Annotated in this window: 27 protein-coding genes, 1 tRNA gene and 2 pseudogenes; 16 read left to right on the top strand and 14 right to left on the bottom strand. The window is 61.6% G+C overall.

All coding sequences use genetic code 11. The features are described from left to right. The first annotated feature begins 41 nt into the window (after positions 1-41). A complete protein-coding gene (locus RQ479_RS32510; protein WP_376706299.1) occupies positions 42-1166 on the top strand; it encodes a Gfo/Idh/MocA family protein in 1125 nt (374 codons plus the stop codon). A gap of 162 nt (positions 1167-1328) precedes the next feature. On the opposite strand, the gene RQ479_RS32505 is transcribed toward RQ479_RS32510, so the two are convergent. From RQ479_RS32505 to paoA, 4 genes are read right to left on the bottom strand one after another with little or no spacing between them, the layout of a single operon-like run. After that, positions 1329-2465, bottom strand: coding sequence for a xanthine dehydrogenase family protein molybdopterin-binding subunit (locus RQ479_RS32505; protein ID WP_376706298.1), 1137 nt, complete (start codon positions 2463-2465; stop codon positions 1329-1331). Further along, entirely contained in the window at positions 2410-3492 is a 1083-nt protein-coding gene (locus RQ479_RS32500) for a xanthine dehydrogenase family protein molybdopterin-binding subunit (RefSeq protein ID WP_376706297.1), read from the bottom strand. Before RQ479_RS32500 ends, RQ479_RS32505 begins: the two co-directional genes overlap by 56 nt. Beyond that, positions 3489-4472, bottom strand: a complete 984-nt coding sequence (locus tag RQ479_RS32495; protein WP_376706296.1) for an FAD binding domain-containing protein — start codon at positions 4470-4472, stop codon at positions 3489-3491. The genes RQ479_RS32500 and RQ479_RS32495 overlap by 4 nt, the downstream gene beginning before the upstream one ends. After that, on the bottom strand, positions 4469-5029 hold the full coding sequence (gene paoA, locus RQ479_RS32490; RefSeq protein WP_376706295.1) for an aldehyde dehydrogenase iron-sulfur subunit PaoA: 561 nt from the start codon (positions 5027-5029) through the stop codon (positions 4469-4471). Before paoA ends, RQ479_RS32495 begins: the two co-directional genes overlap by 4 nt. 296 nt (positions 5030-5325) lie before the next feature. Between paoA and RQ479_RS32485 the strand changes: the two genes are divergently transcribed. Both RQ479_RS32485 and RQ479_RS32480 read left to right on the top strand, forming a co-directional pair. Beyond that, positions 5326-5943 carry a TetR/AcrR family transcriptional regulator gene (locus RQ479_RS32485; protein ID WP_376706294.1) on the top strand — a complete coding sequence of 206 codons (618 nt, stop codon included), beginning with the start codon at positions 5326-5328 and terminating at the stop codon, positions 5941-5943. A gap of 105 nt (positions 5944-6048) precedes the next feature. Beyond that, complete coding sequence (locus RQ479_RS32480) at positions 6049-6600, top strand: flavin reductase family protein (RefSeq protein WP_376706293.1); 552 nt, start codon at positions 6049-6051, stop codon at positions 6598-6600. 514 nt (positions 6601-7114) lie between these two features. Here RQ479_RS32480 and RQ479_RS32475 read toward each other — a convergent pair. The 5 genes from RQ479_RS32475 to RQ479_RS32455 all read right to left on the bottom strand — a co-directional run bounded on the left by RQ479_RS32475 (position 7115) and on the right by RQ479_RS32455 (position 11836). Next, positions 7115-8095 (bottom strand): YncE family protein, encoded by a 981-nt coding sequence (locus tag RQ479_RS32475; RefSeq protein ID WP_376706292.1) that lies wholly within the window; start codon positions 8093-8095, stop codon positions 7115-7117. Between the two features lie 24 nt (positions 8096-8119). Then, a complete protein-coding gene (locus RQ479_RS32470) occupies positions 8120-9022 on the bottom strand; it encodes a DUF1259 domain-containing protein (protein ID WP_376706291.1) in 903 nt (300 codons plus the stop codon). Between the two features lie 77 nt (positions 9023-9099). Beyond that, the gene (locus RQ479_RS32465) at positions 9100-10380 is read right to left on the bottom strand and encodes a cytochrome bc complex cytochrome b subunit (RefSeq protein WP_376706290.1); all 1281 of its coding nucleotides are present in this window, start codon (positions 10378-10380) and stop codon (positions 9100-9102) included. Positions 10381-10394: 14 nt separating this feature from the next. Beyond that, positions 10395-10865, bottom strand: coding sequence for a chromate resistance protein ChrB domain-containing protein (locus tag RQ479_RS32460; protein WP_376706289.1), 471 nt, complete (start codon positions 10863-10865; stop codon positions 10395-10397). Then, positions 10862-11836: a Fe-Mn family superoxide dismutase gene (locus tag RQ479_RS32455; protein WP_376706288.1), complete on the bottom strand. Its 975-nt coding sequence runs from the start codon at positions 11834-11836 to the stop codon at positions 10862-10864. The genes RQ479_RS32460 and RQ479_RS32455 overlap by 4 nt, the downstream gene beginning before the upstream one ends. 110 nt (positions 11837-11946) lie before the next feature. On the opposite strand from RQ479_RS32455, the gene RQ479_RS32450 reads away from it, so the two are divergent. From RQ479_RS32450 to RQ479_RS32435, 4 genes and pseudogenes are all read left to right on the top strand, one after another. Beyond that, a complete protein-coding gene (locus RQ479_RS32450) occupies positions 11947-12924 on the top strand; it encodes a chromate resistance protein ChrB domain-containing protein (RefSeq protein ID WP_376706287.1) in 978 nt (325 codons plus the stop codon). 17 nt (positions 12925-12941) lie between these two features. Beyond that, a complete protein-coding gene (chrA, locus tag RQ479_RS32445; protein WP_376706331.1) occupies positions 12942-14357 on the top strand; it encodes a chromate efflux transporter in 1416 nt (471 codons plus the stop codon). A 42-nt stretch (positions 14358-14399) separates the two neighbouring features. Further along, a complete protein-coding gene (locus tag RQ479_RS32440) occupies positions 14400-15632 on the top strand; it encodes an MFS transporter (protein WP_376706286.1) in 1233 nt (410 codons plus the stop codon). Positions 15633-15652: 20 nt separating this feature from the next. Further along, positions 15653-16501, top strand: a pseudogene (locus RQ479_RS32435) (Gfo/Idh/MocA family protein); the annotation flags it as partial. Positions 16502-16670: 169 nt separating this feature from the next. Here the strand turns inward: RQ479_RS32435 and RQ479_RS32430 are convergent. Then, the gene (locus RQ479_RS32430) at positions 16671-17606 is read right to left on the bottom strand and encodes a LysR family transcriptional regulator (RefSeq protein WP_376706285.1); all 936 of its coding nucleotides are present in this window, start codon (positions 17604-17606) and stop codon (positions 16671-16673) included. A 585-nt stretch (positions 17607-18191) separates the two neighbouring features. Here RQ479_RS32430 and RQ479_RS32425 point away from each other — a divergent pair. From RQ479_RS32425 to RQ479_RS32400, 6 genes are all read left to right on the top strand, one after another. Then, positions 18192-18605, top strand: a complete 414-nt coding sequence (locus RQ479_RS32425; protein ID WP_376706284.1) for a hypothetical protein — start codon at positions 18192-18194, stop codon at positions 18603-18605. Positions 18606-18797: 192 nt separating this feature from the next. Beyond that, complete coding sequence (locus RQ479_RS32420; protein WP_376706283.1) at positions 18798-19253, top strand: hypothetical protein; 456 nt, start codon at positions 18798-18800, stop codon at positions 19251-19253. 436 nt (positions 19254-19689) lie between these two features. Further along, positions 19690-20154, top strand: coding sequence for a MarR family winged helix-turn-helix transcriptional regulator (locus tag RQ479_RS32415; protein ID WP_376706330.1), 465 nt, complete (start codon positions 19690-19692; stop codon positions 20152-20154). Continuing rightward, positions 20147-21442 (top strand): HlyD family secretion protein, encoded by a 1296-nt coding sequence (locus tag RQ479_RS32410; protein WP_376706282.1) that lies wholly within the window; start codon positions 20147-20149, stop codon positions 21440-21442. Before RQ479_RS32415 ends, RQ479_RS32410 begins: the two co-directional genes overlap by 8 nt. Continuing rightward, a complete protein-coding gene (locus RQ479_RS32405; protein ID WP_376706281.1) occupies positions 21439-22986 on the top strand; it encodes a DHA2 family efflux MFS transporter permease subunit in 1548 nt (515 codons plus the stop codon). The genes RQ479_RS32410 and RQ479_RS32405 overlap by 4 nt, the downstream gene beginning before the upstream one ends. A 129-nt stretch (positions 22987-23115) precedes the next feature. Next, positions 23116-23544 carry a hypothetical protein gene (locus tag RQ479_RS32400; RefSeq protein WP_376706280.1) on the top strand — a complete coding sequence of 143 codons (429 nt, stop codon included), beginning with the start codon at positions 23116-23118 and terminating at the stop codon, positions 23542-23544. A gap of 450 nt (positions 23545-23994) precedes the next feature. Here RQ479_RS32400 and RQ479_RS32395 read toward each other — a convergent pair whose 3' ends face one another. Then, positions 23995-24912 (bottom strand): LysR family transcriptional regulator, encoded by a 918-nt coding sequence (locus RQ479_RS32395; protein ID WP_376706279.1) that lies wholly within the window; start codon positions 24910-24912, stop codon positions 23995-23997. A gap of 36 nt (positions 24913-24948) precedes the next feature. Between RQ479_RS32395 and RQ479_RS32390 the strand changes: the two genes are divergently transcribed. Both RQ479_RS32390 and RQ479_RS32385 read left to right on the top strand, forming a co-directional pair. Beyond that, positions 24949-25071 carry a hypothetical protein gene (locus tag RQ479_RS32390; protein WP_376706278.1) on the top strand — a complete coding sequence of 41 codons (123 nt, stop codon included), beginning with the start codon at positions 24949-24951 and terminating at the stop codon, positions 25069-25071. A gap of 57 nt (positions 25072-25128) precedes the next feature. Beyond that, positions 25129-25482 (top strand): annotated as a pseudogene (locus RQ479_RS32385) (Gfo/Idh/MocA family protein); the annotation flags it as partial. On the opposite strand, the gene RQ479_RS32380 reads toward RQ479_RS32385, so the two are convergent. Next, positions 25469-25543 (bottom strand) — tRNA-Ala (locus tag RQ479_RS32380). The pseudogene RQ479_RS32385 and the gene RQ479_RS32380 overlap by 14 nt on opposite strands. Here RQ479_RS32380 and RQ479_RS32375 point away from each other — a divergent pair. Next, positions 25507-26217, top strand: coding sequence for a Gfo/Idh/MocA family oxidoreductase (locus tag RQ479_RS32375; RefSeq protein ID WP_376706277.1), 711 nt, complete (start codon positions 25507-25509; stop codon positions 26215-26217). The genes RQ479_RS32380 and RQ479_RS32375 overlap by 37 nt on opposite strands. An 83-nt stretch (positions 26218-26300) precedes the next feature. On the opposite strand, the gene RQ479_RS32370 is transcribed toward RQ479_RS32375, so the two are convergent. Then, positions 26301-26447: a hypothetical protein gene (locus tag RQ479_RS32370; protein ID WP_376706276.1), complete on the bottom strand. Its 147-nt coding sequence runs from the start codon at positions 26445-26447 to the stop codon at positions 26301-26303. A gap of 5 nt (positions 26448-26452) precedes the next feature. After that, complete coding sequence (locus RQ479_RS32365) at positions 26453-26980, bottom strand: DUF1275 family protein (protein ID WP_376706275.1); 528 nt, start codon at positions 26978-26980, stop codon at positions 26453-26455. Positions 26981-27000 lie beyond the last annotated feature (20 nt).

Raw genomic sequence — 27000 nt, 5'->3', positions numbered from 1 at the left:
GCCGACCCGTTCCGAACTTGCATCTTGTGAAGCCGAAAAGCATGACAAACAGACCCAAACTGCGGATTGGCCTGATCGGCTCGGGCTTCATGGGCAAGACCCACGTCTTCGGCTTTGCAACCGCGCAACGTGTGTTCGATCTGCCATTCGAGATCGTTCTCCACACCATCGCCGACCGCACTGACGACATCGCGGCCCAAGCGTCACGATCGCTGGGTTTTGCCCGGTCGAGCGGCGACTGGCGCACGCTCATTTCCGATCCCGAAATCGACCTGATCGATATCACTGCCCCGAATGCCTTCCACAAGGAAATGGCGCTCGCGGCCATCGCCGCCGGCAAACACGTCTATTGTGAAAAACCCCTCGCACAGCTGGCGGGCGACGCATGGGAAATGGCCGACGCAGCCAAGCGGGCAGGGGTGCGCACGCAGGTCGGCTTCAACTATCTTTGCAATCCGATGCTGCGCCTGGCGCGTGACATGATCCGGATCGGCGAGCTTGGCGAGATTCGGAGTTACCGCGGCATCCATGCCGAGGACTATATGGCGGATCCAGAAAGCCCGTTTACGTTCCGCCACGATCCAGCCGGCGGCGGCGCCCTCGCGGATCTCGGAAGCCACGCCCTTGCCACGGCGGAATATCTTCTTGGCCCGATAAGCAGCGTGTTGGGCGACAGCGTGACTGTGATAGATTCGCGTCCCGACGGCGCCGGCGGCAAACGCGATGTAGAGGTCGACGATCTGTCCCGGATGTTCGTCCGCTTCGACAACGGCGCATCGGGCTCTATCGAGGCCAGTTGGATCGCCACGGGCCGTAAGATGCAGCACGATTTCGAGGTGTACGGCACCACGGGTGCGCTGATCTTCACGCAGGAACGCTTCAACGAGTTGCACTTCTACAGCGCCGCAGACCAGGCCGGACGTCGCGGGTTCAGGCGCATCGAGGCCGGTCCGGACCATGACCCCTACGGTCTGTTCTGTGTCGCTCCCGGGCACCAGCTGGGTTTCAATGACCTCAAGGCCATCGAGATCGCGAACTTCGTGAAGGCCATTTCCGGAGAGGGGCCGGAACCGATGAATTTCCGGGCCGGCGCGCGTATCCAGGGCCTGGTTGATGACGTGCGCAGATCCTCCGGCAGAGGGGCGTGGATCGACGTCAGCGCGTAGGCTGGCTCCGCTTCAAGAAAAGATCTGCGCTTCAATGACAAGGGCTTCGTCCCGCGGCGGTTCCCGAAGTCGTTAGCAAGGTCTTTGGCAAGGCCTATGAACGCGAACCGGAATTCGCGCGAGCAGCGCGCTCCTCGTCCAGTTGCTGCGTTCGGGGAGTGGTTACGCCGCCGTCCTCATCGTCGGAAGTCCCGGCAGCAACTTGGACAGGGTGATCGGAAAGTCCCGGACCCGGATGCCGGTTGCATTGAACACTGCGTTGCTGACCGCCGCTCCCGTGCCGCAGACGCCCAGTTCGCCAACGCCCTTGATGCCGAGATGGTTGGCGTGTTCGTCATAGTCATCGAGCAACACCGTCTCGATGGCCGGAATGTCGGCGTGCACCGGCATCAGATATTCGGCGAGATCGCCATTCACCCAGTTGCCGTAGCGCGGGTCGACATGGGCTGCCTCGTGCAGTGCCGAGCTCACGCCCCAGATCATGCCGCCCATCAACTGTGAGCGCGCGGTCTTGGCATTAACGATGCGGCCGGCCGCGAACACGCCGGTCATGCGCCGCAACCGGACTTCGCCGGTGGCGATATCGACGGCGACTTCTGCAAACGCCGCGCCATAGGTGTTCTGGGAGTAATTCTTGAAGTTCGGATCGTCGGCCTGGCCAATAGTTTGTCCGGCGGCTTCAACGCCTTCTGGAAACCAGCGACCGACATCGGCGAGGATGTCGTTGGGAGCGGCTCCCGAGCCAGCGGCTTCGGCAATCCTGTCCCTGATCTGCTGGCACGCCCGGTCGAGCGCAATCGACAGGTTGGACGCGCCCCACGAGCCTCCGGCGCCCGCGCTCGGCGGAAAGTCCGAATGGGCCAGTTGGACGGTCACCTGGTCAACGCCGATCCCTAAGCTTTCAGCCGCGATCTGCGCCGCGATGGTATAGGTGCCGGTGCCGATGTCTGGAGTGTCGGAGCGCACGATCACGCGGCCGTCCGGCTCTATGCGGACGATGGCGCCCGTCGGCCCCTGGAAATGCATGCGGATTCCGGCAGCCATGCCGAAGCCGACCAGATGATCTCCCTCGCGACGGCTACCCGGCGTCTTCGGCCGTTTATCCCACCCGAAGCGCTTGGCGCCCTCGCGCAGGCAATCGGCCAGTCGCCGTCCATTCAACGGCACGCCCAACTCGGGATCGATCGCGGTGTCGTTCTTGAGCCGCAACTCCACGGGGTCGATATCAAGCGCATAGGCAAGCTCATCCATCGCGGTTTCGAAGGCGAGCAGGCCCGGCAGTTCGCCAGGACCGCGCACCGCTTCGGCCGCCTTTGAGGTCGAGATTGGTGATCGAGTGGCGGGTCAGGCGGTTCGGCGCTGCGTAGAGCGAGCGCGCCACCGTCGCCGCCTGTTCGATCCACGGTTCCGCCACAGCCGCCTGAAGATTGACGTCGTGCCCGAGCCCGGTCAGTTGCCCGTCCAATGTTGCCGCCAAGCGCACGCGGTGGATCATTTCGGGCCGGTGCCCGGTCAGGGTGAAGACCTGCCGGCGCGTCAAGGCGACCTTGACCGGGTGGGCCAGCTCGCGCGCGGCCAACGCCGCGAGAACGGCCTCGGCGTGGAGATAAAGCTTGGAACCAAAGCCGCCGCCGACAAAGGCCGCGTCGACGGTCACCTGATCGGCCGCCAGCCCCAGCGTTTCGGCGAGCGCGATCCGGTTTTGCGCGACGGTCTGCGTCGCCAGATAGACGGTGAGATGGTCATCGCGCCAGTCGGCGAGGCAGGCATGTGGCTCCATCGGCTGCGAGAAGTGATATGGTGTCGCATAGGTCTGGTCTATGGTCACCGGCCCAGCCGACATCGCTGCCTCGAGGTCACCGAAGCGCGTTTCGCCCGGAAGGCCGATACTTAGGGTCGCCTGCGGCTCTGCCTGATCGGCATGATTGGCAAGATCGAAGGCGCCGTCTTCACGCGCATAGGTTACTTTCACCAGCGCCGCAGCGGCGCGGGCTTGTTCGAAGGTGTCCGCGACGACGAACGCCACCGGCTCCCCAAAATATTCGATCCGGTCGCTGGTCAGTTGCGGATGCGGCCGGTCGAAGATCGTCGGCTTGTTGACGAACGACCCCTGTTTGGGAACGTTTCGATGGGTCAGTACCAGGCGCACGCCGGGAGCCGCTTCGGCTTCGGCGGTGTCGATGGTGGCGATCTTGCCCTTTCCGATCGCCGCGCCGCGGATGAAACCGTAGAACGGCTGGCCCGCGTCCTGCCGTTCATATGAATACACGGCGCGTCCGGTGACTTTCAGCGGGCCGTCGATGCGGTTGATGCCTGCGCCGATCATCTGGATGCTCCTGCGCGTGCGTGTTCAAGAGTAGCCGCGAGCGTCCGTCGGACGAGCGGCAGCTTGTAGGAGTTCTGTTCGGTTGGCCTGGCGCCGGAGAGCGCGACATCGGCGATCGAATCGGCCACGGCGTTGCTACCGGCGACGGCACGCTCGGCCTGTTCGACACGCCAAGGCTTGTGCGCGAGACCGCCGAAGGCAAGCCGGTCCACAGTGAGGCGGCCCTCCTCGATCTTGGCAATCAGCGCCACCGAGACAGTGGCAAAGGCGTAGGAAGCGCGCTCGCGCACCTTGCGGTAAAGCTGCACGCCGCCGCGTGGCTTTGGCAGCGTTACTGCTGTGATCAGTTCGCCCGGCTCCAGAACGGTCTCGACATGCGGGGTATTGCCGGGGAGGCGATGCAAATCGGCGATCGGGATGCTGCGCGACGCACCGCTGGGCGCAACCGTCTCAACGCTGGCATCCAGCGCCCGCATAGCGACCGCCATATCCGAAGGATGGGTCGCGATGCAGGCTTCGCTGGCGCCGAGAATGGCGTGATTGGCGTTGAGGCCACCGATCGCGGCGCAGCCCGAACCCGGCGTGCGTTTGTTGCATGCCATATCGGTGTCATAGAAATAGGGGCACCGTGTTCGTTGCAACAAATTGCCGGCAGTTGTCGCCTTGTTGCGGAGCTGACCGGAGGCGCCGGAGACAATCGCCCTGGATAGCACGCCGTAATCCCTGCGGATCCGAGGATCGGCAGCAAGGTCGGTGTTGCGGACGAGCGCGCCGATGCGAAGACCACCTTGCTCGGTAGGCTCAATTCGATCGAGCCCGATGCTATTGACGTCGACAAGATGCGTCGGCGTCTCGATCTGCAATTTCATCAGGTCCAGCAGATTGGTGCCGCCCGCAATGAATTTTGCGCCGGGGGTACGCACCGCTGCGGCTGCAGCCTCGGCCGCGCTGGCTGGGCGTTCGTAGGTGAAGGCTTTCATGGCCGTCCTCCTGCAACCGTGCGGATCGCCTCGATGATGTTGGGGTATGCCGCGCAGCGGCAAATGTTGCCGCTCATGCGCTCACGGATTTCCGTTTCGCTCAGCGCGATCGGCGTCGCGAGATCGACGGTGACATGGCTCGGAATGCCGGTGGCGATCTCGTCAAGCACCGCCACCGCCGAACAGATCTGCCCCGGAGTACAATAGCCGCACTGGAAGCCGTCATGGTCGACGAAGGCGGCCTGCATCGGATGCATGCGATCGGGCGTGCCCAGTCCCTCAACGGTGGTGATGGCGTCGCCCTCATGCATGACGGCGAGGGTGAGGCAGCTGTTGATGCGCCGTCCGTTGACGAGGACGGTACAGGCGCCACATTGACCTTGGTCGCAGCCTTTCTTGCTTCCCGTAAGATGCAAGTGTTCGCGCAACGCATCGAGCAGCGTCGTACGGGGATCGAGGTCGACCGCATGAAGTTGGGTATTGACCCGCAGCTGAACCGAATGTCGGTTGGCCTCTTGTTTAGGGGACGATGTGCCCCGGAGTTCTTCACCAGCCACGGTCGATGAACTCTCCGCAGCCCTCGGATTCGGCTGCTTGGGACCGCTGGTCTCTATATGAACTGAAGCCATAAGCACTACTCCGTTCAGGACGGTCATCCGGCACGGCTGCTTCAGTGAGCAGCATCTGCGGAGTCCCGACTTGCGGGATGGGATCCATGCGTAAAGATACGATACGTAGCGTCTACTTGCAAACTACGATACGTAGCGTACACTTGTCAAGCCGAGTCGTGCGTTTTTGTGAAAACCAACAAGTCTGTCCGCGACCTCGGCACATGGACTACAGGCAAGGATCGATGGAAAAGAATAATCCAAAAGAACCGGCGAAGGTCGCCACCCCGCGCCCGCGCGGCGCGGAGGCTACGGCGGCGATTCTCCGTGCCGCATTAGACCTGGGCGAAGAGGTGGGGTTCGATGCGCTGACGATCGAAGGCATCGCGGAACGGACCGGCGTGGCGAAAACGACCATCTATCGCCGATGGCCGAATGTCTCGGCGATCGTGATGGATGCGTTTCTTACCGAAGTCACGAAGGTGGCGCCGATCCAGGAAAAAGCCACGGCGCGAGAGAGTTTTGCAGCGTCCATGAAGCTGCTCGCACGGGCTTACCGCGGCCAGCAGGGTAGGATCATGCGGCCGCTATTGGGGCGGGCGCAAACCGACGACAGGCTGCTGGAGGCCGTGAAGACGCGTTGGGTCGAACCGCGGCGACAGATCGCCCGCGAGATCGTGCGGCGTGGCATAGCCAATGGTGAACTGAGACCCGGATTGGACCCGGATGTCGTGCTCGATGCTCTATATGGCCCTATCTATCACCGCCTCCTCGTTCCGTACGTCAACTCCGACGTCTCCGACGCTTACATCGAGGCGGTCATCGAGACAGTATTCGGTGGTCTGGAGTTGAAGCCGCGCTGACCCGGCGATCGATGTGAGCGTCATCGCACTCTGCCTGTCAAAGGTTGTTGTCTCATCGTGCGGCTCAGAACTTGTGGGCGCCGTCAAATCGCAAGGAGAACTCCCATGAAGGAAATGCCTGCATCCCATGCCTACCGACTGCCCGAACCTGGTCCCATCGTGCTGGTCACGACTGCTCTAAACGGCAAACCGAACGTGATGACGATGGGCTTCCACATGATGGTCCAGCATGCGCCGCCGCTGATTGGATGCGTCATCGGACCGTGGGACCACAGCTACGGAGCATTGCGCGAAAGCCGCGAATGCGTGATCGCAATTCCAACTGTCGATCTTGCGGGCACGGCGGTCGACATCGGCAACTGTTCGGGCGACGAGGTCGATAAATTCGAGAAATTCGGGCTGTCGCCCTTATCCGCTCAGGACGTAGGGGCGCCACTTATCGGAGAATGTCTCGCCAATATCGAATGCCGAATTGCCGACGACACGATGGTCGAAACCTACAACCTGTTCCTTCTCGAGGCGCTCAGGATTTGGATTTATCCCGACCGGAAGGAGCGGCGGACATTGCACCACAGGGGAGACGGGTCCTTCACGGTAGACGGCGAAATCGTCGATCTGCGCGAGAGGATGGTGAAATGGCGGCAGCTTCCGGACTGAGTTTCGGGAGTCTGAGAGCCGAATTCGCATCACGCCATAAGATCGACCAGGCCCGAGCGAAGGTCGATGCAATTAGCCGAGGCTTCGGGCAAAGCGCTGCTCCAGGCGATCACGACGAAAGCCCTCGAGGACAGGTCGACGAAGAGCGGGTCTTCGCGGGAACAATGTTCGAGTGGCGGGAAGGATGTATGATTTGCGCCCACGAAAAACCCAATCAAATCAATGATTAATACGCCCTCCGGGCCCACAAATACTATATATCAGATGCTTACGCCTTAATTCTTTGAGTTGGAATTGAGCGTTATCGGATATGTTCTTGACTTTCGAGCGTTTTGGGCCTCTTCGTCAATTTTCTCCGTCTCGTTGATGGCACTCGACTCGCGGCTTCGAAAGACCCTTCAGCGATGCGTGCAGCAATCGGCGGCAACGTCGTGCAATTAGGCGGGTTCAGACTTCGGCCGCCGGCTCAAAATATCCGAAGGCGGTCGCCATTGCCGTTCGGGATCGATTGCAGTCATGGCGAAGGGCGAAATACGAGGATAGCAGCCTTGGATGCAAACCATCCGGCACGCACAGCAACAAAAAGGCGATCGAGTTCCGGCACGAAGAGTGAGGTCCGCGCGCCGTTGGAGGTTGGCACGCGTCCCACCAGTCCGAGCCCATCAGGCCTACGCTGCACAACGTCGATCGCGCCATCGCCGCAGCTCACGTAAATTCGATCGCGCTTGCCGTCGAAGAAAACATCGTCGGCGTCGCCGCAGGTAGCGAGGCTCGCTGTCACCGTACCAGTTGCCGCGTCCAGCAGGGCAAGCTTTGCCGGACTTCGGAACACAACTGCAAGCCGGCCCCCCGCGCTGTCGAGCGCCATCGGAAAATTCGCCGCCAAGCCTGGTGTTTTCAAGGCGGCCGCCTGCCTGCGCGACTTGAGGTCGATGACCGCAATCTGCCCAGCGTCCGGCACATTCGCGAACACGCGGTCCGTTTTCGCGTCGATCTGAAAGCTTTCGGGATGGCCGGCCAGTCTTATGTCTTCGAGCTTTGTCTGGGTCGCCGGATCGAGGATGGCCAGTCCGCCATCGCCATATCCGACGAAGACCTGGCCGGAATACGGATCGGTGCGGACATTATCCGCATCGTTGCCGAGAGCCGCGGTTCCCAGTGACGACAGATCACCGGCGTGCAAGAACCGAACGGATCCGTCACCGCCATCGGCGACGACAATCACGTCCCGATCGGCAAGATACGCAACCCCCTGCGGCTCCTTCAGCCCGTTGACCCTATGGAGGACTTTGCCGGTCTGAAGGTCGACTACATCGACGCTGTCATTGCCGAGTTCGGCGACGAACAGTCGCCCCCCAACTCGATCGATCGCCATGTGATCGATGCGGCCCCGGACGTTTTCGAGCGGGATCGTTCGCTCGAGGATTAGAGGCGGACCCGCCGCTGCCGTGCCGGCTGAACACAGATGCATGGCGGCGATGAGCCCGACGGTCATACAGGCGGCGCGCACTGGCCTGACCTAACTGTTCGCGAGGTTCATCTTGTCGAGAGCCGCCTTGAGGCCGCCCGCCAGCTTGGCGGCGTCGTCATTGGCCCAGAAATGCATGAAGAATAGCCGCGGCTGATCGTCCAGCATGTGATTATGCACAGCCGTCACCTCGATGCCGTTCTCCCGCAAGGCTTTCAAGACGGGATTGACCTCGGATGCGATCAGTACGAAATCGCCGGTGATCGCCGCCTTGCCGCCTCCCGTCGGTTGGAAGTTGATGCCAATGGCGGTGCCCATCGACACCGGCACCGCCATGCCGCCGTCGGTGATCGTCTCGGCTCGTGGAATGCTGAACTGATAGACCCCGCCATTGGCCTTGCCCTTGCGGCCGATGGCCTGGTCGACGGCCGCGGTATCGAAATCGATCTGCTGCGCGGAGGCTTGCGGCTGTACGGCACCGGACGCGGCGCTCTCCATCGGTGTCTTGCTCAGAGCCAATCCGGCATGAAGTGCTGTGGCGAGCGTGACCGGGTCGCCCTGGCCGAAGAGATGCATGTAGAGGATCATTGGCTCAGCGCGCAGCAAATGGTTGTGCAATGCGGTGATCTCGATTCCGCTTTCTTCAAGCTTCTTCATCACCGGGTTCACCTCGTCCTGCGTCAGAACGATGTCACCCATGACCATTGTCTGGTTCCCCATTGGGTCGAAGGCGATCCAGCCTCCGAGGGCAAAACCTGGCTTCAGGGATACGCCGTCGAGCGATACCTTCAGGTCGGTTCGTGGCAAGCCAACTCTATAGACGCCATCCGGCAGTGCGGTCCCTCCTTTGCCCAGGACCTTTCCGACTTGGCTCCAATCGGGACTGGCGGCGAACGAAGGGGTGACGATGGTTGCGGCAGCAACGAGAACTGCCCAGCAGATGGGACGTGACATAGCGGTATTCCTCTTTTCTTCACTGCGAATTGATTGGTTGGCCGGTGATATTCAGGCGCCTGGGCGCAACTGGATGGTCACGGCGAATGCACCGGCATCTGCGCTGCGGCCGGGTGCGCGCCGCCCTTCGGCAGGACTGCCGAGACGATACTGGTCGGGAGCGGCAGCGGCCGCTCGAAAATGCCGAGGAGCGGCACCACGACCAGGAAATGGAAGAAGTAATAGAACGTGCCAATGCGGCCGATGAGAACGAAAAGGCCTTCCGGCTTGTTGGCGCCGACCCAGCCCAGAACGATGACGTCGATGACCAGGTGCCAGAAGACCCATTTGTAGATTGGCCGGAAGCGGGCACTGCGGACCTTCGAGGTATCCAGCCAGGGCAGAATGAAGAGGACAGCCACGGCCGAGAACATGGCGATGACGCCGGCAAGCTTGTTCGGGATCGAGCGCAGGATTGCGTAGAACGGGAGGAAATACCATTGCGGCACGACCTCGGCGGGCGTTCGCAGTGGATTGGCCGGGATGAAGGCATCGGCGGAATTCAGATAATTCGGCAGGTAGAAGACGAAGAAGGCGAATACCAGCAGGAAAGCCGCCAAGCCGAGCAGGTCTTTGACCGTGTAGTAGGGGTGGAAGGGGATGCTGTCTCCCGGCCCGTTGCGGTCGATACCGAGCGGATTGTTGGAACCGTGCCGATGCAACGCGACGAGATGCAGCATCAGGACGCCGACGATGACGAACGGCAGGAGGTAGTGCAGGGCATAGAAGCGTTGCAGCGTCGGATTGTCGACGGAGAACCCGCCCCAAAGCCACGTGACGATGCTCTCTCCAACCACCGGAATTGCGGAGAACAGGTTGGTGATCACCGTAGCGCCCCAAAACCCCATCTGGCTCCATGGCAGGACATAGCCAAAGAACGCAGTCGCCATCATCAGCAGCAGGATGACGACTCCCAGCATCCACAACAGTTCGCGCGGCGCCTTGTACGAGCCGTAGTAGAGGCCGCGAAAGATATGGATGTAGGTCGCGATGAAGAAGAACGATGCGCCGTTCAGGTGGATGTAGCGGATCATCCATCCGTAATTCACATCGCGCATGATGTGCTCGACGGAGCCGAAGGCGAGGTTCGAATCCGCTGTGTAGTGCATGGCGAGCACCACGCCGGTGAAGATCATGACGACCAGCATGAACCCGGCCAGCGAACCAAAATTCCACAGGTAGTTCAGGTTCCTCGGCGTCGGATAGTCGTTCAGTTCATGATTGACGAAGGTGAAAACAGGCAGTCGGTGGTCAATCCACTGAGCGACGCGGCTGCTTGGCTGACGTCCAGCGACGTCAGCTTTTGATTGGTCTACCATTCTTCAGCCTCCGCTCAGGCCGCCGCCGGCTTCGTGACGGGTGGCCAGCTATGCGTTTCTGATGTGCGGTGCGAGGCCCAGGCGTAAAGCGCGTCGTAGATGACGAAGCCGTGCTTCAGCACCTCGTGGTCGTCGGGCGTCACGTCCCGCAGCCCCATGGAGATCGCGAGCAGTCCTGCAGACTGCGGCGTGAGATCGTGCCGATCCGTGTCGGCGCCGCGCACGATCGCGGCAATGGTCACGATCGCCGGGTCGCGCTCGAGGCCGTATTTCGAGACGAAGGTGTCAAAGCTGCAGCCGTCGCCGACATGCGTGAATTCGACGCCGGGCACGTCATATGGTGTCGCGCCCGTTTCCTGGGCAACAGGGATCACCTGATCAGGCGGCACAAAGAGAAATTCCGGTTCCTTGTCGATGAAGCGCGCAATCAGCCAAGGGCAGGCGATGCGGTCGATGACCGGACGTTCGCGGGTAACCCATTTCATGACGCAATCCTTTCTTCACTCATCACCAGGGGGACGGTTGGCGCGCCGATCGCGTGCCAGGCGGCGATGCCGCCTGAAAGCGCGCTCGCATCGACGCCACGGCGGCGCAGTTCGGCGACTGCGTCGCCGCTGACTTGGAAGCCGTAGACGCAATAGACGATGACTGGCCTGTCCTTAGGCAGTTCATCGGCCCAATCGGCAATGGTCTCGGGAGCGCGGAGCTTGGCTCCCGGCAGCATATCGCTGCATTTTGCCAGATCCTCAGTGAGGCAGACGTCGAGCACGACGAGATCCTCTCCTTGATCGAGGCGTGCTCGCAACTCCTCTGGCGCTACGGTTGGAGCCTTTTCGTCCGATGCAGGTCCTGTTGAAGGATCGCGCTGCGCGACAGCCCGCCGGTGGCGGGCGGCAACCCGCTCCCAATGGATGTTCTTCATGAAGGCATCGACATAGGCGCCAGCCTTGGCGCCAAAATCGAGGTGGTAGGCATGCTCGTACATGTCGAGCGCGAGGATCGGCATGCCGCCGGCAAGGCAATTGGTGTGATCCGCCGCCCATTGGATCGTCAGCCGATCGCGGCGCTCCGACCAGGTCAGCAGGGTCCATCCCGAGCCACCGGCCTGCGCCTTCGCACAAGCCATGAACTTGGCGCGCCATGCGGCCACGCTGCCGAAGTCGCGCTCCAGGGCAGCCGCGAGATCGCCACCTGCATCGCCCGAGCCACCCAGCCCATCGAAATAGATCTCGTGCAGGATCGCCGAATTTGCCGCGACCAACTCTTCGCGCTTCAGCCCGTTGATGTCGAAGACAGGTGCTGCGCCCCAGTCGAGGCCGTCGAGCCGCTGTTCGATAGCGTTGAGGCGGCGAACGGCGCCGCCATAATTGTTTTCGTAATGGCTGGCCAGCAGGCGTTCGGACAGGCCGATGAGCCTGGGCGGCTTGAACGGCAGCGGCATGATCTGGTGGGGCATCGATTCCCTCGCTCGGCTGCACGGCCCATCCCGTGAGGAGGCGAACGCTATGCTCAATTCAAAAATGATACAAGTGTTGCATTCCTTTCTGTTCGTGATACGGTTCACTTATGAGTGAGGGGGAATCGCAGGATCAGCGCTGGCTGCTCCTGATCCATCAACTGCCAAGCAAGCCCGCCTATTTCCGGGTGAAGATCTGGCGACGGTTGCAAGGCATCGGCGCGGTAGCAGTCAAAAGCACCGTTTACGCCCTGCCGGCGAACGCCGAGATGCAGGAGGATTTCGAATGGCTTCTGAAGGAGATCGTCGCCGGCGGCGGCGAGGCCATGATGTGCGAGGCGCGCCTTGTCGATGGTCTGTCGGACGCACAGGTCCGGGGGCTGTTCGACGCTGCCCGTGATGCCGACTATGCGGAGATCGTCGAAGAAGCCCGCGATCTGGCCGCTGAAATCAAGACGAACGCGACATCGGAAAGACGAACGGAAGCGCGTTCGCAACTCGGCCGCTTGCGCAAGCGGCTCGCGGACGTCGTGACGATCGACTTCTTCGGCGCCAACGGTCGCCTCGCCGCTGAGGGACTGATCGCCGAGCTCGAGGCACAGCTTATAGAGGACAAGGCCATGACCAAGGAACCGAAGAAGGCGGCCGAGCCGAGCGAGCTCAAGGGCCGAATCTGGGTCACGCGCCGGGACGTGCATGTCGACCGCATCGCCTGCAGCTGGCTGATCCGCCGCTTCATCGATGCTGACGCGATCATCCGCTTCGTGGCGGGCAAGGGATACGTGCCGAACGAGGGGGAATTGCGCTTCGACATGTTCGAAGGCGAAATCACCCATGAGGGCGACCGCTGCAGCTTCGAAGTTCTGCTTACCCGCGCCGCCATCAACGACCCGGCTCTGCAGGCCATCGCCGAGATCGTCCATGACATCGATCTCAAGGACAACAAGTTCAGCCGTGAGGAGGCGACGGGCATTGCCAGCCTGATTGCAGGCATCGCCATGGCGAACGAGAGCGACGAGCAGCGGATCGCGCAGGGCGCTCCTGTCTTCGACAACCTCTATCAGTATTTCCGCAGGAAACGCGGATGACCGCAAGGACCCAAGGAATGGGCAATCCAGAGCAGTCGGTCGCGACGCCGCCATCCCTGGCCGAAACCCACGACCACGGCGTTTCGTTCGCGGACGCCATGCGCGTATGGGCTCGAGTGGCAATGCTGAGCTTCGGCGGGCCAGCCGGCCAGATCGCCATGATGCATCGGATCATCGTCGAGGAAAAACGCTGGATCGGCGAGACCAGGTTCCTGCATGCGCTGAACTATTGCACGCTGCTGCCCGGTCCGGAGGCGCAGCAATTGGCCATCTACATCGGCTGGCTCATGCACAAGACCAGAGGTGGTCTTGTCGCTGGCATCTTGTTCGTGTTGCCAGGTGCGATCGCCATCATGGTGCTCAGCTGGATCTACGCCATCTTCGGCAACGTCGGCGCCGTGCAGGCGCTCTTCTTCGGTCTGAAGGCGGCAGTCCTGGCGATCGTTCTCGAAGCGGTGTTGCGGATCGGCAGGCGGGCGCTCAGGAACAACGTGATGGTCGGCCTCGCCGCCGCCGCCTTCCTCGCGTTGTTCTTCTTCCACGCGCCATTCCCGCTGGTCATCCTGGTCGCAGCCGTGATCGGTTACGTCGGGGGCAAGATGGGTTGGGCTGCATTCCGGCCAGGCAATGGACATGGCAAACTTGGCGGCAAGCAGGTTGATGATGTCGACTCGGCGCTTGGCGAAGGGGTGCCGGCTCATGCACGGCCCTCCGCCCGGTGGTGGTTCGAGGTCGCCGCGGTCGGATTTCTGCTATGGCTGGTTCCGGTCCTCGGGCTGCTTGCATTTCTTGGCCAAGGCAATGTCTTCACCGACATCGCGATCTTCTTTTCCAAGATGGCATTGGTCACCTTTGGCGGCGCCTATGCGGTGCTTGCCTATGTCGCCCAGCAAGGTGTTGAACACTACGGCTGGCTGAAGCCGGGCGAGATGCTGGACGGCCTCGGCATGGCCGAGACGACGCCCGGCCCGCTGATCATGGTCACCCAGTTCGTCGGCTTCATGGGTGCGTACCGGGCTCCGGGGATGCTTAACGCGTTGGTCGCCGGAACGCTCGGCGGCCTTCTGACGACCTGGGTTACCTTCGTCCCGTGCTTCCTGTGGATATTTCTCGGCGCGCCGTACATGGAGACGATGCGCAGCAACAAGGCCTTGTCAGCAGCGCTGTCTGCAATCACTGCCGCGGTGGTTGGTGTGATCCTAAACCTGGCCATATGGTTCGCGCTTCACGTGTTGTTCCGCGAACTGCATGACATGAGTTGGCTGGGCATGACGCTGGACGTGCCGGTGTTCAACTCCGTCAATATCCCGTCACTCGTGCTGACCCTCGGTGCGATGCTTGCGGTATTCCGCTTCAAGGTCGGTGTGATCCCTGCGCTCGCCGCATGTTCGATCCTGGGCGTGCTTTACGGTGTCGCGATGGGCTCGATCTAGGCCGATCGTTCGACGCAGCCGCTCTTCCGGCAGGAGCCAGATTTGACAGCCCAAACGCCGACTGAAGCTTTGCCAGAGCCGAAGCGCAGACTTGCACTCCTGCCATCCGGCGCCGGGCCGGCGGCTTCTTACCTGCTGGCATCGAGGGGATTGCGGGCGTTTGGCGACGGGCTCGTCAGTCTTTTGCTTCCCGCTTATCTGGCAGCGCTTGGCTTCAACGCTTTCGAGATCGGGATCTTCGCCACTGCAACGCTTTCGGGATCGGCGGCACTCACGCTGGGCGTCGGAGCCATCGCGCACCGTTTCTCGCGCCGCTCGCTGCTCATCGCGGCAGCGGGCCTGATGATTCTCACAGGATTTGCCTTCGCGCTCGTCCACGACTTCTGGCCGCTGCTCGTGGTCGCGTTCGTCGGAACGTTGAACCCATCCTCCGGCGACGTGAGCGTGTTTCTGCCACTCGAACATGCGGAACTTGCGCACAGCGTCACCGATCGCGACCGAACCGCGCTGTTTGCCCGCTATAGCGTTGTCGGTTCCCTCATTGGGGCTGTCGGCGCTCTGGCGGCTGGCGCCCCCGACCTCCTGCGACAGCTTGTCGGTCTGGAGATCAAGCAAGCCCTCCAGCTTGCCTTCCTGCTCTATGCTCTTCTCGGGGTCGGAGCATTGTTTCTGTATCGGCGGCTGCCGGATGAATCGATTGACGCTAGTGCTGCGCCGGCGGAGCCCTTGCGCAAGTCTCGAACCATCGTCCTCACGCTGGCCGCTCTCTTTTCCCTGACGCTTGCGGCCGCCTGCCTGGCCTCGCCGCATGCGCTCGCCGATGGCGTCGACCGGGCGCTGGACGCCTTCCACAGGACATGCCTTGCGCAAGGTCCCGACTTCGAGCGCACCATTGCATTGGCGAAGACGCGCGGATGGACGCCGCTCTCCGACGGCACGGACCTTGCTCCCATCGAGGACATGAAGGTCTTCCGCGGGTGGCAGGCAACCGGCGCGGACCTGCCTGCCGGAACGATGATCGCGGTGACCAGGGCGACCATGGACGGCAGGACAGTCCAGACTTGCTCGGTCAAGCTCCTCGATGTCGATCGCGCCGAATTCGAAAAGCGGTTCTTCGTCCGCACCGACGCCGAAAAGATCGCCGAGAAGAGGAAGGGCAGCGTGATTTCCCGGCTGTTCATCCTGATTGTCGGCAATCGCCGGCAGCTTGTGCATTTGACGTCGGCGGGCGTTCAGGGCAGTGCAATCATTGCAAGTTCCATCGTCGATGAATGATCCCGCGCCCCGGTCCCATTTTGGCCTGCTTGCCCGCTGGCAAACACGTTTACTGCGAAAAACCCCTCGCATCGCTGGCGGGCGACGCATGGGAAATGGCCGACGCGGCCGAGCGGGCAGGGGTGCGCACGCAGGTCGGCTTCAACTATCTTTGCAATCCGATGCTGCGCCTGGCACGTGAGATGATCCGGAACGGAGAGCTTGGCGAAATCCGGAGTTACCGCGGCATCCATGCCGAGGACTATATGGCGGATCCAGAAAGCCCGTTTACGTTCCGCCACGATCTAGCCGGCGGCGGCGCCCTCGCCGACCTCGGAAGCCACGCGCTTGCCACAGCGGAATATCTTCTTGGCCCGTTAAACCGGGTGTTGGGTGACTGTGTGACAGTGATCGGTTCGCGCCCTGACGGCGCCGGCGGCAAACGCGATGTAGAGGTCGACGATCTGTCCCGGATGTTCGTCCGATTCGACAACGGCGCATCAGGCACAATCGAGGCCAGCTGGATCGCCACCGGCCGCAAGATGCAGCATGATTTCGAGGTGTATGGCATCGCGGGCGCGCTGCTCTTCTCGCAGGAGCGCTTCAACGAGTTACACTTCTACAGCGTCGCGGACAGGGCCGGACGTCGTGGATTCAGGCGTATCGAAGCCGGTCCGGACCATGACCCCTACGGACTGTTCTGTGTCGCCCCCGGACATCAGCTGGGTTTCAATGACCTCAAGGCCATCGAGATCGCGAACTTCGTGAAGGCCATTGCCGGACAGAGGCCGGAACCGATGAATTTCCAGTCCGGCGCGCGTATCCAGGCCCCCCTTGTAGACGTTCGGAGGTCCTCCAGGGACGGAGCGTGGATCGACGTCAGCGCGTAGGCTGGTTCTGCACCGTCCCCTCTCGTGAGCCTGCGGGGACGTGCGATCAGGAGACGGCACCGGGCTTCTTACGTGTTACCAGTCTAGCTTACTGCACGGTTGCACCAACATAGCGTCTTCAGGATAGGCTATTTTGCCACCGCCGCAATTGGCACCTTCGCCGCCGGCTTCATGAGACGCGATGCGCCGCGCGGGCGCTCTTGCGCCATTTCTCGACGAATCTGAGAAAGACCTGAAGCGGCATGGGCGTTTGACGACGGCTGGGATGATAAAGGAAAACGCCAGGCAGCGTGCGATTCCAGCCCTCCAGCAAGGCCACCAGCCGGCCTCGCGCAAGGTGCCTCGCAACAATCGGCTCCGGGAGATAGCCAATGCCGACTCCTTCGAGAGTTGTGCTCAGTAGCATATCAAGGTCATTGACGATGAGGGAGCCTTCGACGGCGATCTCGGCATGCTGGTCGCCCTGGGTGAAGACCCAGGGCTGTATGGAGCCATTGAAGGGCGACCGGAATTGGATGCAGTCGTGGGCATGTAGATCTTTTGGAAGCGACGGTCTCGAATGGCGCGCCAAATAAGTCGGAGCGGCGACCGCAAGCATCCTGAACTCGTCCGCGATGCGCAAGATCGTCATGTCGCGCTCGATCCTGTGCCCGACACCAATTCCGGCATCGAACCTGCCGCTGACAATGTCGTTGTTCGTTTCATCGACATGGATTTCAAGGTGAATGGCAGGGTATTCCGCGAGAAACGGCTGGATGAGTGGCGCGAGCACCATAGGGGCCAATATCGCGACGGTCGGCCGTGAGACAGCCAGCCGCAATGTCCCAATTGGTTTGTCGCGGAACGAATTGACGCTTTCGAGAGCGTGATCGATGCCTTGGAGGATCGGCTGTACTTCAGCCAGAAGGCGAACCCCGGCCTCCGTCATGGCAACGCTACGCGTGGTGCGATTGAACAGCCGAACGCCGAGCCGCTCCTCAAGCGACCGGATGGTCTGGCTCATCGTAGGCAGCGCGATTCCGACCTCCGCCGCTGCTTTGGTGAAGCTGAGATGTTCCGCGACAGCCACGAAGGCGGTCAGTTCAGTGAGCTGGACAGGAGCCATTCTTCGTCAAAGCCAAACAGCTCCTTCCAATACTCGCGATAGCCAAGACGCCGGCCAATCTCCAAGTTCCTGGTCGGGCGGTTCGCCCTGACGCGGAAGGCGACGCCCTGCGCACGTATGTAGCGAAAGCCGGGCAATCAATGACCGCGCACCCGGCGAGAGGGCCTCGTCGCGACATCGTGATGGTCAGCGCCGGAAAGTTCAGACCGATTTATTCCCATTCCGGCTACTTGCCTGGTCGCGGCCCACGGCGGCTCCGCGAGTGGGCGGCGCCATCCGGTTCCGGAGCGGCATATCGACAGCAGTCAGGATATGACCCCGCGTCGGTATGATCGGGAGACGGACAGTCTTCGTAAAAGCCAAATACCTTCTTCAGGGCGCCTTCAATTATCATTTACCGGCCAGATGCCCATCTCGAGTCCAGGCGGATCAGAACCGTCGGCGGGAGCCCGAAGGCGACCCGACATGACCGCAGGATCCCGAACGCCAGCTCTGCGATGCTGAAGGGTCGCGTCTCCAGGTTCGACCTTGCCTCCATCGCTACGGCGAGCAGCCGGCAGCCCTCTGCTCGAAGGAGTGCGTGTTATGAGAAAATCAAAGACAATCCTGGCCACGGTCGCCTTAGGCTCCATGCTGGTGACCGGCTCGGCAACGGTGTCGCTCGCTGGTGGCGGCGGTGATGGTGGCGCCATGTTCATCAGGAGTCATGGCGGTTTCGGTGGCAATCGCAGCTTCGGCGGCCATCCGTTCGCCAGGCGCCGTGGTGGCTTCGGAATGCATCGCGGCTTCGGCATGCATCCCGGGTTCAACGGCGATCGTCGCTTCTACGGAAGGCGCCATTTCGATCGTTTCCATGGCAGTGACGACTTGGACAACTTCTTCGGGTTTGTCCCACTTTTGGGAGGCGAATATGGGCCGTACTGCGGAGATTACCGCTCGTACGGCCCGACCGGCGGTACGCATCTTGGGCGCGGCTGGCATCGCTATTACTGCCCGTAGTCAAGCCGCCGCCGTCAAACTCCATTCATCGTGGATCGAAGGCATCCGGGCCTCACTGAGGCAGCCCGCACCATAGTGCCAACGTCGATCTAGCCAGCCTCACCTACCAGCAGATTACCCCTGCGGTCGTCGATGGGACGATCGCTCAACCCAGAGAAGGAGACCATGTGATGAACCATCAAAGCTATCTATATGGGCACAGCGCTTGCTCTTTCCGCCGGCGGCGTTGCCTATGCCGGCGCGCTTGATGCCGCCGACAACATCAATGACCAGGCGTTCCACGCTGATCCACTGGTGACAGGCTCGATCAATCCAGCAGAAGGCGTGGATCAAGGCGTCCCTGGCCACCGGGTCACAGCCTTGATCGATCAAATACAGGGCGTGGACAAAAGCATCGCAAATGCGATGCAGTTGAACAAGATCCAGCCGGCCGAGGCGCATAGACTGCATATGCGGGCCGCACACATCAGCCAGGCGGCCCAAAGGGCGGCTGGACGTGGCGCCATGTCGGTCGGGCAGTATCAGCAGTTGCTGCACCAGCTCGATGGACTGAGCCAAACACTTCGCGTCGACACTGGCAGCGCCTTCTTGATGGGCAATGGGGGCGATGGCGGATACTATCCGAACGGCTACGGCCCGGACGACTGAAATCATCCAGACGAGGGAACTGCCCGACGCCCCGGGCCTCTTGCTCGAGGGCGTCTCTTTTTTATCGGTGCCATCACAGAACGGAAAGCCAAAGCGAAGTTCAATGCGGGCCTTGTGCTCCTCTCCCGCCTTGTGCGCGTGGATCGGCACCTGTCGACCGGGGTGATTGACGACACTGGAAGAGAACTCTCGATGGCCTCAGCCGGGAATTCATGATCGCGGTTTACCGGTAAGCTCGGGGTCGGGCAACCGCCGAACAGCCTCCTCACAAGGTGCCTGCAGTCGCTCGGCGAGCGGAGAAGGGTCAATCTTCGCAATAGCCAAAGACCCTCTTCCGAGCATCTGCAATTATCAAATTGCTGGCCAGGGCCCATCTATGTGCATGATGATAATAAGCATGCTCACTAAAAGTCGCGCCAACAATTTGATCCCTTCCATGCCCTCTTCGCCCAACATCAGCTTCGTGCTGCACGACGTCGCGCGCCTTCTCAGAAAGCGGTTCGAGCAGCGTTCGCGGACGTCAGGGCTGACCCGCGCCCAATGGCAGATGCTGGCCTATCTTTCCCGGCGAGAAGGCATCCACCAGAACAGACTCGCCGACCTGATGGAGATCATGCCGATTACGCTTGCCCGGCTGCTCGACAAGATGGAAGCCCGCGGCTTCATCGAGCGCCGGCCCGATCCTGCCGATCGCCGGGCATGGCTGCTTTACCTCACACCCGAGGCCCCTCCGCTGCTCGAAATCATGCGCAGCAACGGCCAGAAAACGCGCGACGAGGCCTTCGCCGGCCTTTCGGCGGATGCACAGCAGCGTCTGCTGCAAAACCTATGCTTGATCAAGACCAATCTGCTCGAGGCTTGCGCCAAGCCAGTCGTCGACCGGGAGAAAGTACATGACTGAACCAACCTCATCAAAGAAACTCACCCAGAACGAACCTTCCGCGGATCGGACGGGCGACCAGATCATCCAGCTGGACAACGAGCGCGAGCAAAGACGGGCCAACACCATCGTCGACGATGACGAGTTGGAAGCGCCGGTCGCCCTCGAGCCCGCAGCACTTGAGGCTCCCTCCAAGGAGCCGCAGCCGCAAGCCACGTTCGCCCTGGCGCCTCCTCCGGCGCCGGCCAAGTCCAAGCGCAGCCTGACACGGCCGATCCTTTTCGCCCTGCTTCCGGTCGCGCTCATCGTCGGCGGATACTACTACGTCGTCGGCGGCCAGGTCATGACCACCGACAATGCGTACATCCAGGCGCAGTCGCTCGGCGTTTCCACCGACGTCTCCGGAACCGTCTCCGAGATCGACGTGCACGAGAACGAGGCGGTGAAGAAGGACCAGGTGTTTTTCCGGCTGAGGCCGGCCTCTTTCGAAACCGCGCTTGCCGCCGCCCAGGCCCAACTCGGGACCGTGCGCAACCAGGTGCTGACCTTGCAGGCGAGCTACCAGCAATCGCAGGCGTTGATCGAGCAGGCGCAGGCCGACATCCCCTATTACGCGGCTGCTTTCCAGCGCCAGCAGGATCTGCTCAAGACGTCGACGTCTTCGAAGGCGACCTTCGACAGCGCCCAGCACGACCTTGTCGCCGCTCGTCAGAAAGTATCCGTCGCCAAAGCACAGGCGCAGGCGACACTCTCCCAGCTCGGGGGCGACGCCAACCAGCCCATCGAGAAGAACTCCTTCTACCTTCAGGCGCGGTCTGCCGTGGACGACGCCCAGCGCAACCTCGACGATTCCGTCGTCAAGGCGCCCTTCGACGGCATCGTCACCAATGTCGACGCGCTGCAAGTGGGCAAGTACCTGCCGGCGTCGCAGCCCGCGTTCAGCCTGATTTCGGCAACCGACCTGTGGATTGCGGCGGAGCCGAAGGAAACCGAACTGACCTATGTGCGGCCGGGCCAGACGGCGACGATCAGCGTCGACAGCTATCCGGGCAGCGTCTGGCACGGCACGGTGGCCTCCATCAGCCCGGCGTCATCGTCGAGCTTCTCGCTGCTTCCGGCGCAGAACACCACCGGCAACTGGGTCAAGGTCGTGCAGCGCATCCCGATGCGCGTGACGGTCGACGATCTCCAGGGCAAGCCGCCGCTGCGCGGCGGGATGAGCGTCGTGGTCAGCGTCGACACGGGCCACGCGCGCGGCCTCCCGGACTTCGTGATGGATCTCTTGAAACTGTTCGGGCAAAAGTCATGACCAGCGCGTCCGCGACAGCTAGCTCATCGGTGGTCGCCAATCGCGGCGCCATCACCGCCTGCGTGATCCTGGCCACCATCATGCAGGCGCTGGACACGACCATCGCCAACGTGGCGCTTCCCTATATCCAGGGCAGCGTCTCGGCGAGCGCCGACCAGATCAACTGGGTGCTGACGTCCTACATCGTTGCGGCGGCCGTCATGACGCCGCCGTCGGGCTACCTTGCCAACCGTTTTGGCCGCAAGCGCATCCTGCTGTTGTCGATCACCGGCTTCGTGGTCGCCTCGGTGCTTTGCGGCTTCGCGCAATCGCTGCCGCAGATCGTCGGCTTCCGCCTGCTGCAGGGCCTGTTTGGCGCGGCCCTGGTGCCGCTGTCGCAAAGCATCCTGCTCGACATCTACAGCCTGGAAGAGCGCGGCTCGGCCATGGCGCTTTTCGGCGTTTCGATCATGGTCGGCCCGGTGCTCGGACCGGTCATTGGCGGCTGGCTGACCGAAAATGTCAGCTGGCGCTGGGTCTTTTACATCAATGTCCCGATCGGCGCGCTGGCTTTCGCTGGGGTGTCGATGTTCGTTCAGGAAACGAAGACGGACCTCAAGGCAAGGCTGGACTGGCTGGGCTTCGGCATGCTCAGCCTCACCATCGCTTCCTTGCAGGTGTTTCTCGATCGCGGCGAACAGCTTAACTGGTTCTCGTCATCCGAGATCATCGTCGAGGCGCTGATCTGCGCGTCGGCCTTCTACATATTCCTCGTCCATACCTTCACCGCCGGCAACTCGTTCGTGAATCCGAGGCTGTTCCTCGACCGGAACTTTGCCGTCGGCATGGTCTTCATCTTCATCGTCGGCGTCACCTACCTGGCCTCGCTGGCCTTGATGACGCCCTATCTGCAGACGCTGATGGGCTATCCGGTGGTGACGGCCGGCATCGTCATGGGGCCGCGTGGACTCGGCACCATGGCCTGCATGTTTCTGGTCGGCAGGCTGGTCGGCAGGGTGGATACGCGCTGGCTGCTGTTGACTGGCCTGCTGATCACCGCACTGGCCATGTACGACATGACCGAATGGACTCCGGATGTATCGCAGTGGACGATCATCAGCACCGGCTTCATCCAGGGTGCGGGGCTCGGCTTCCTGTTCGTTCCGCTGACCACCATCACCTTCGCGACGCTGGCGCCTGAGCGGCGTGCGGAGGGAACCGGACTTTACAATCTCTCGCGAAATATAGGCTCCAGCGTCGGCATCTCGGTCGTCACCGCCCTTTTGACGCAAAACGTGCAGATCAACCACGCCAACATCGCCACCTATGTGACGCCCTACAACCGGGCGTTCGGCAACCCGGCGATCTTTCAGGCGATGAACCCTTATAGCGCCGCCGGCCGTGCTGCCCTGGACGGCGTGGTCACGCTGCAGGCGACGATCATCAGCTACATGGACGACTTCAAGCTGATGATGATCCTGTCGCTTGCCGCCATCCCCCTGATCCTGCTTCTGCGCAAGCCCTCGCATCCTGCCGAGGTGGATCACAATACTGTCATGGAGTGATCCCGCGGGCCCGCCGGTTGGAGCCAATGGGGCTTACCTCGTGCTCCACATACCGGCGAGCCTCCTGGCTGGGCACGGTTCGATAGGCCTGCCGGCACTAACAATAGATCAGTAAGGAGGTGAGGCGAGATGGACAACGCCTACGTGTCCGCCGTCGCAGCTCTCGCAGGCTCGGCGATTGGCGCGATCGCTACATTCGCGACGACCTGGCTAACACAGCACGGGCAGGCGCGTGCGCAACGCGTCGGTCAAGCAATGGCTCGACGCGAACATCTCTATGGAGAGTTCATCGACGAAGCTTCGAAATTGTTCACAGATGCCCTATCCCACGAGTTCGACGATCCATCGAAATTTATCCGCCTTTACGCGCTGACCGGGAAATTACGGCTCTTCGCCTCTGCTGACATCGTCTCGAAGGCCGAGGAGGTCATGCGACTCATTGTCGAAATCTACGACCGCCCCAATCTAGATTTTCGCAATCCGGACAGCAGGCGGGTCGACGAGGTCGATTTGCTTCGCGCGTTCAGTGATGCTTGCCGAGAAGACTTAAACGTCTAGATCGTGGCCGACGGCCCAGTTCGCTGCTAGAGATGTGCCCTAGCGTTCAGGCCGCTCGCGGCTGAAAGCCTCGGGCTTTCGCCATCGGATGTAAGTTCGTGCCGTCCAAGCACAGAATGTTCAGGCGGCGACGCTGTATGTGAATCGAGCGAGCCAGCGCATCCTCGACCTGTTGAAAGTTGCACGACACTCGTTGCCGACCTCCACACGATAAGGCTGCAACGGAATGGATGCCCTTGATCTGAGCCGCCTGGATGAGACAGGCGCTCCAGAGTATCTTAGGATCGTCGGCCGGATCGAGGTGGGTGATGCCCCAATGGACCCATGCCGCACGGCAACGAGAAGAAGTTGCCGACGGGTAACGGGGCAGCCTTGCTCTTATCCGCGGCCTATCCCGTCCACTCCAGTCGCTTTGGCACCGGTCTCGAAAACGGACCTCCCGTCGATGACCTAGCCGGCTCCTCGCTGGAGCCAGCGCTCTTGCTCGGCCAACCGGTCTACCAGCATGTCGATGAACACGCGAACTTTGGCGCTCAGGTGCCGGCGATGGGGATAAAGCGCTTTTACATCAAAACCACGCGCACGATAGTCGGGTAGCAGCGGCACTAGCGCTCCCGAAGCCAATAGATCCGCGATGAGAAACGGGACCGTCAACACCAGACCGATCCCGGACGCGGCGGCCGCGCGCATCGTTTCGAGGTTGCTGGTGATCAGGTTTCCCGATACGCGCACTACCACTGGATTGTCGGCGGTGTCGAGGAAATGCCACTCGTCTGGAGATGGTGGTGCGTATGGGTGGCGCAGGCAGTTATGGTCGGCCAGATCGGCCGGGGATTGCGGTGCCGGATGCTTTTCGAGGTAAGCGGGAGCGCCGCACACAATTGGGCTCAAACTCCCAAGGCGTCGTCCGACCAGAGTGGCGTCGGGAGGCGAGAGCGGGCTGATCCCCAGATCGAACGCTTCCTGAACCAGGTCGATCATCCCGTAGCCGAAACGAATATCCACCGACGCCTCAGAATGGCTGGTCAGGAAATCGGTGACGACCGGTGCGACGAATCGAGCGATGCTTTGGTGGCAATAGACGCGGAGCTGGCCACGTGGGATAGCCTGTAGTGCACCGGCCGCTTCGTCGGCTTCCTGCAGATCCTGCAGAATCTGTACGCAGCGCTCGTAATAGTCACGGCCAATCTCGGTCAGGCTAATCCGCCGGGTCGTGCGGTTCAGCAGTCGTACGCCAACGGCATTTTCCAGTGCTTGGACCTGATCGCTGATCGTCGCCTTGGATCGGTTCAGGCGGCGGCCCGCAGCCGAGAAGCCGCCACTCTCAGCGACCCGCACAAATGCCGTGATGCTTGCGAAGCGGTCCATCGGGTTGGCCCCTATTGTCAGGAAATTTCGGACAGCGTGTTCGGTTATGGCATGATTGTCTGGGCAGAATATACGCATATCTTGCCTTTCAGATACAAGATCGGCGACCCGCGTGCGGCAATGTGCACTTTCGACGTCACCCAGGACGGCCGCGAGTGATGAATTCTCAGAAAAAGACGAAGTGCGTCAGTACTGGTTGAATGAAGAGGTGAGGCGTTGACCGAGAAAGAAATTAGCGTCGGAATCATTGGTGCTGACATCAAATCAAGTTGGGCGAAGGTTTCGCACGTTCCGGCCATTAAAGGTCTTCCCGGGCTCAAGCTCGCGGCTGTAGCGACGCGCAACGAGCAGAGTGCACGCGAGGCGGCAATGGCCTTTGGTGCGGAGCGCTGGTTTTCCGATCCCTTCGAGATGATTCGTGATGACCGGATTGACCTCGTCACGATCGCCGTCAAGGTGCCTGCACACCGCGAGCTTGTTCTGGCGGGGCTCCACGCCGGCAAGGCGGTCTATTGCGAGGCCCCTCTCGGACGGAGCGTCGCAGAGACTGAAGAGATGGCTCGCGCAGTGGGTTCAAACCACACGGCGATCGGATTGCAAGGCCGGCACAATCCCGCCGCGCGACGCGCGGCCGAGTTGGTGTCCTCTGGAAAGATCGGGCGGCCGCTAAGCGCCAGAATCGTCTCGCCAACTTATGGATTCGGGCCACAAATCCCCTTGGCGCATGACTTTTTTAACAAGGCATCCTCTGGCGCTAACCTGCTAACCATTTGCGGCGGGCATACGGTCGATTTGGTGGAAGCGGTCCTGGGACAGATTGTCGAGGTTGACGCCCGGACCGAAATTCGGTGGCCCAGGGTCAAACTGACAGAGACCGGGGAAGAGAGCGTCCGCGAAACCGCCGACTACGTCGCCATTGTCGGAAATACGCGCTCCGGCACTGCGTTCACGGCCGATTTTGACGGAGGCCAGCGGGAACAGGTTCGTTTCACATTCGATATCAGGGGATCGGAGGGATGGCTCAGCCTGACCAGCGATCACCCCTATGGCTTCCAGGCGGGAGACCTCAGGCTCGTCTCGAACATCTCATTCGAGACACCCGAACGGGCCGCAGTCACTGGTGGGCTGATGGGCGCGGCGATAAACGTTGGAGAGATCTACGCTAGTCTTGCCCGTGATCTGCGTGGGGGGACCTACACTACGCCCGGATTTGGACACGCTGTTCACAACGCCCGTCTCATCGAGGCTGTAAGGCGCGCCGCCGATGGGGGCGCGCGGCAAATCATTACCAATCGAGAGGAATGACGGTGAATGACTTGAGCGGCCGGATCGCGAGGTGATCGGAACTGCGACATCCACAGGAGGTGTCTTCCTCAACGTTGTCGAGCTCACGCCTCGGATGGTTCGCCGGAAGGAGTCAGGAAGCTGAGCCCGACCAGCACTGGAGGCACCACGAAGCACCAGGTTGGAGAGGCGACGACGGCGAGTGCTGCGGCCGCGCATCCGGTTGCAAAGCTGAGGAGGCTGGTCGCCATGCGCTTCAGCCGCTCCGTGACCTCGAGCGCGTGGTCGCTTGCGGTGCGGACATGAGGTCGGCGAGATCGATCATGATCTGCGTCGTCGTGCCGGTCATCAGCGTCGTCGGTGGCAGATTGGAAAGATGGGCACGATGCAGCCCGTTCTGGATCGCCATGGCCGTTACGAGGGTCATCCCGATGGCGATTGCGGCAGGCGAGTCGCCGTTCCAGACAGGGCCGTGAACGAAGGCGGCGATGGCGGCGATCGTGAACAGCACAAGCTTCAGGGTGAGGAGTGTGACGATGGCTCTTCGTCCTTCGAGCTTGAGGCGAAGCGCAAGCGCTCTGGACAGCAGGACAACGATACAGAAGACCGGCAATGCCAGCAGCTTCGCGATAACCCCTGTCGTTCCGAAGACAAGCGCAGCGCCCAGCGTCACGAAATTCCCCGTGACATGAGCAGTGAAGAGGCCAGCTAGGGCCAGGAAGCCCATCGTGTCGACGTAACCGCCGTTGAGACCGAGGAGGACGCCGAGCGATGGTCTGGTCATGAAGATCTCCGCTTCTGCTG

It is taken from the genome of Mesorhizobium sp. ISC25 (assembly GCF_042295465.1).
Taxonomy (GTDB): Bacteria; Pseudomonadota; Alphaproteobacteria; order Rhizobiales; family Rhizobiaceae; genus Mesorhizobium.
This window is presented reverse-complemented; position numbering and strand designations above follow the sequence as displayed.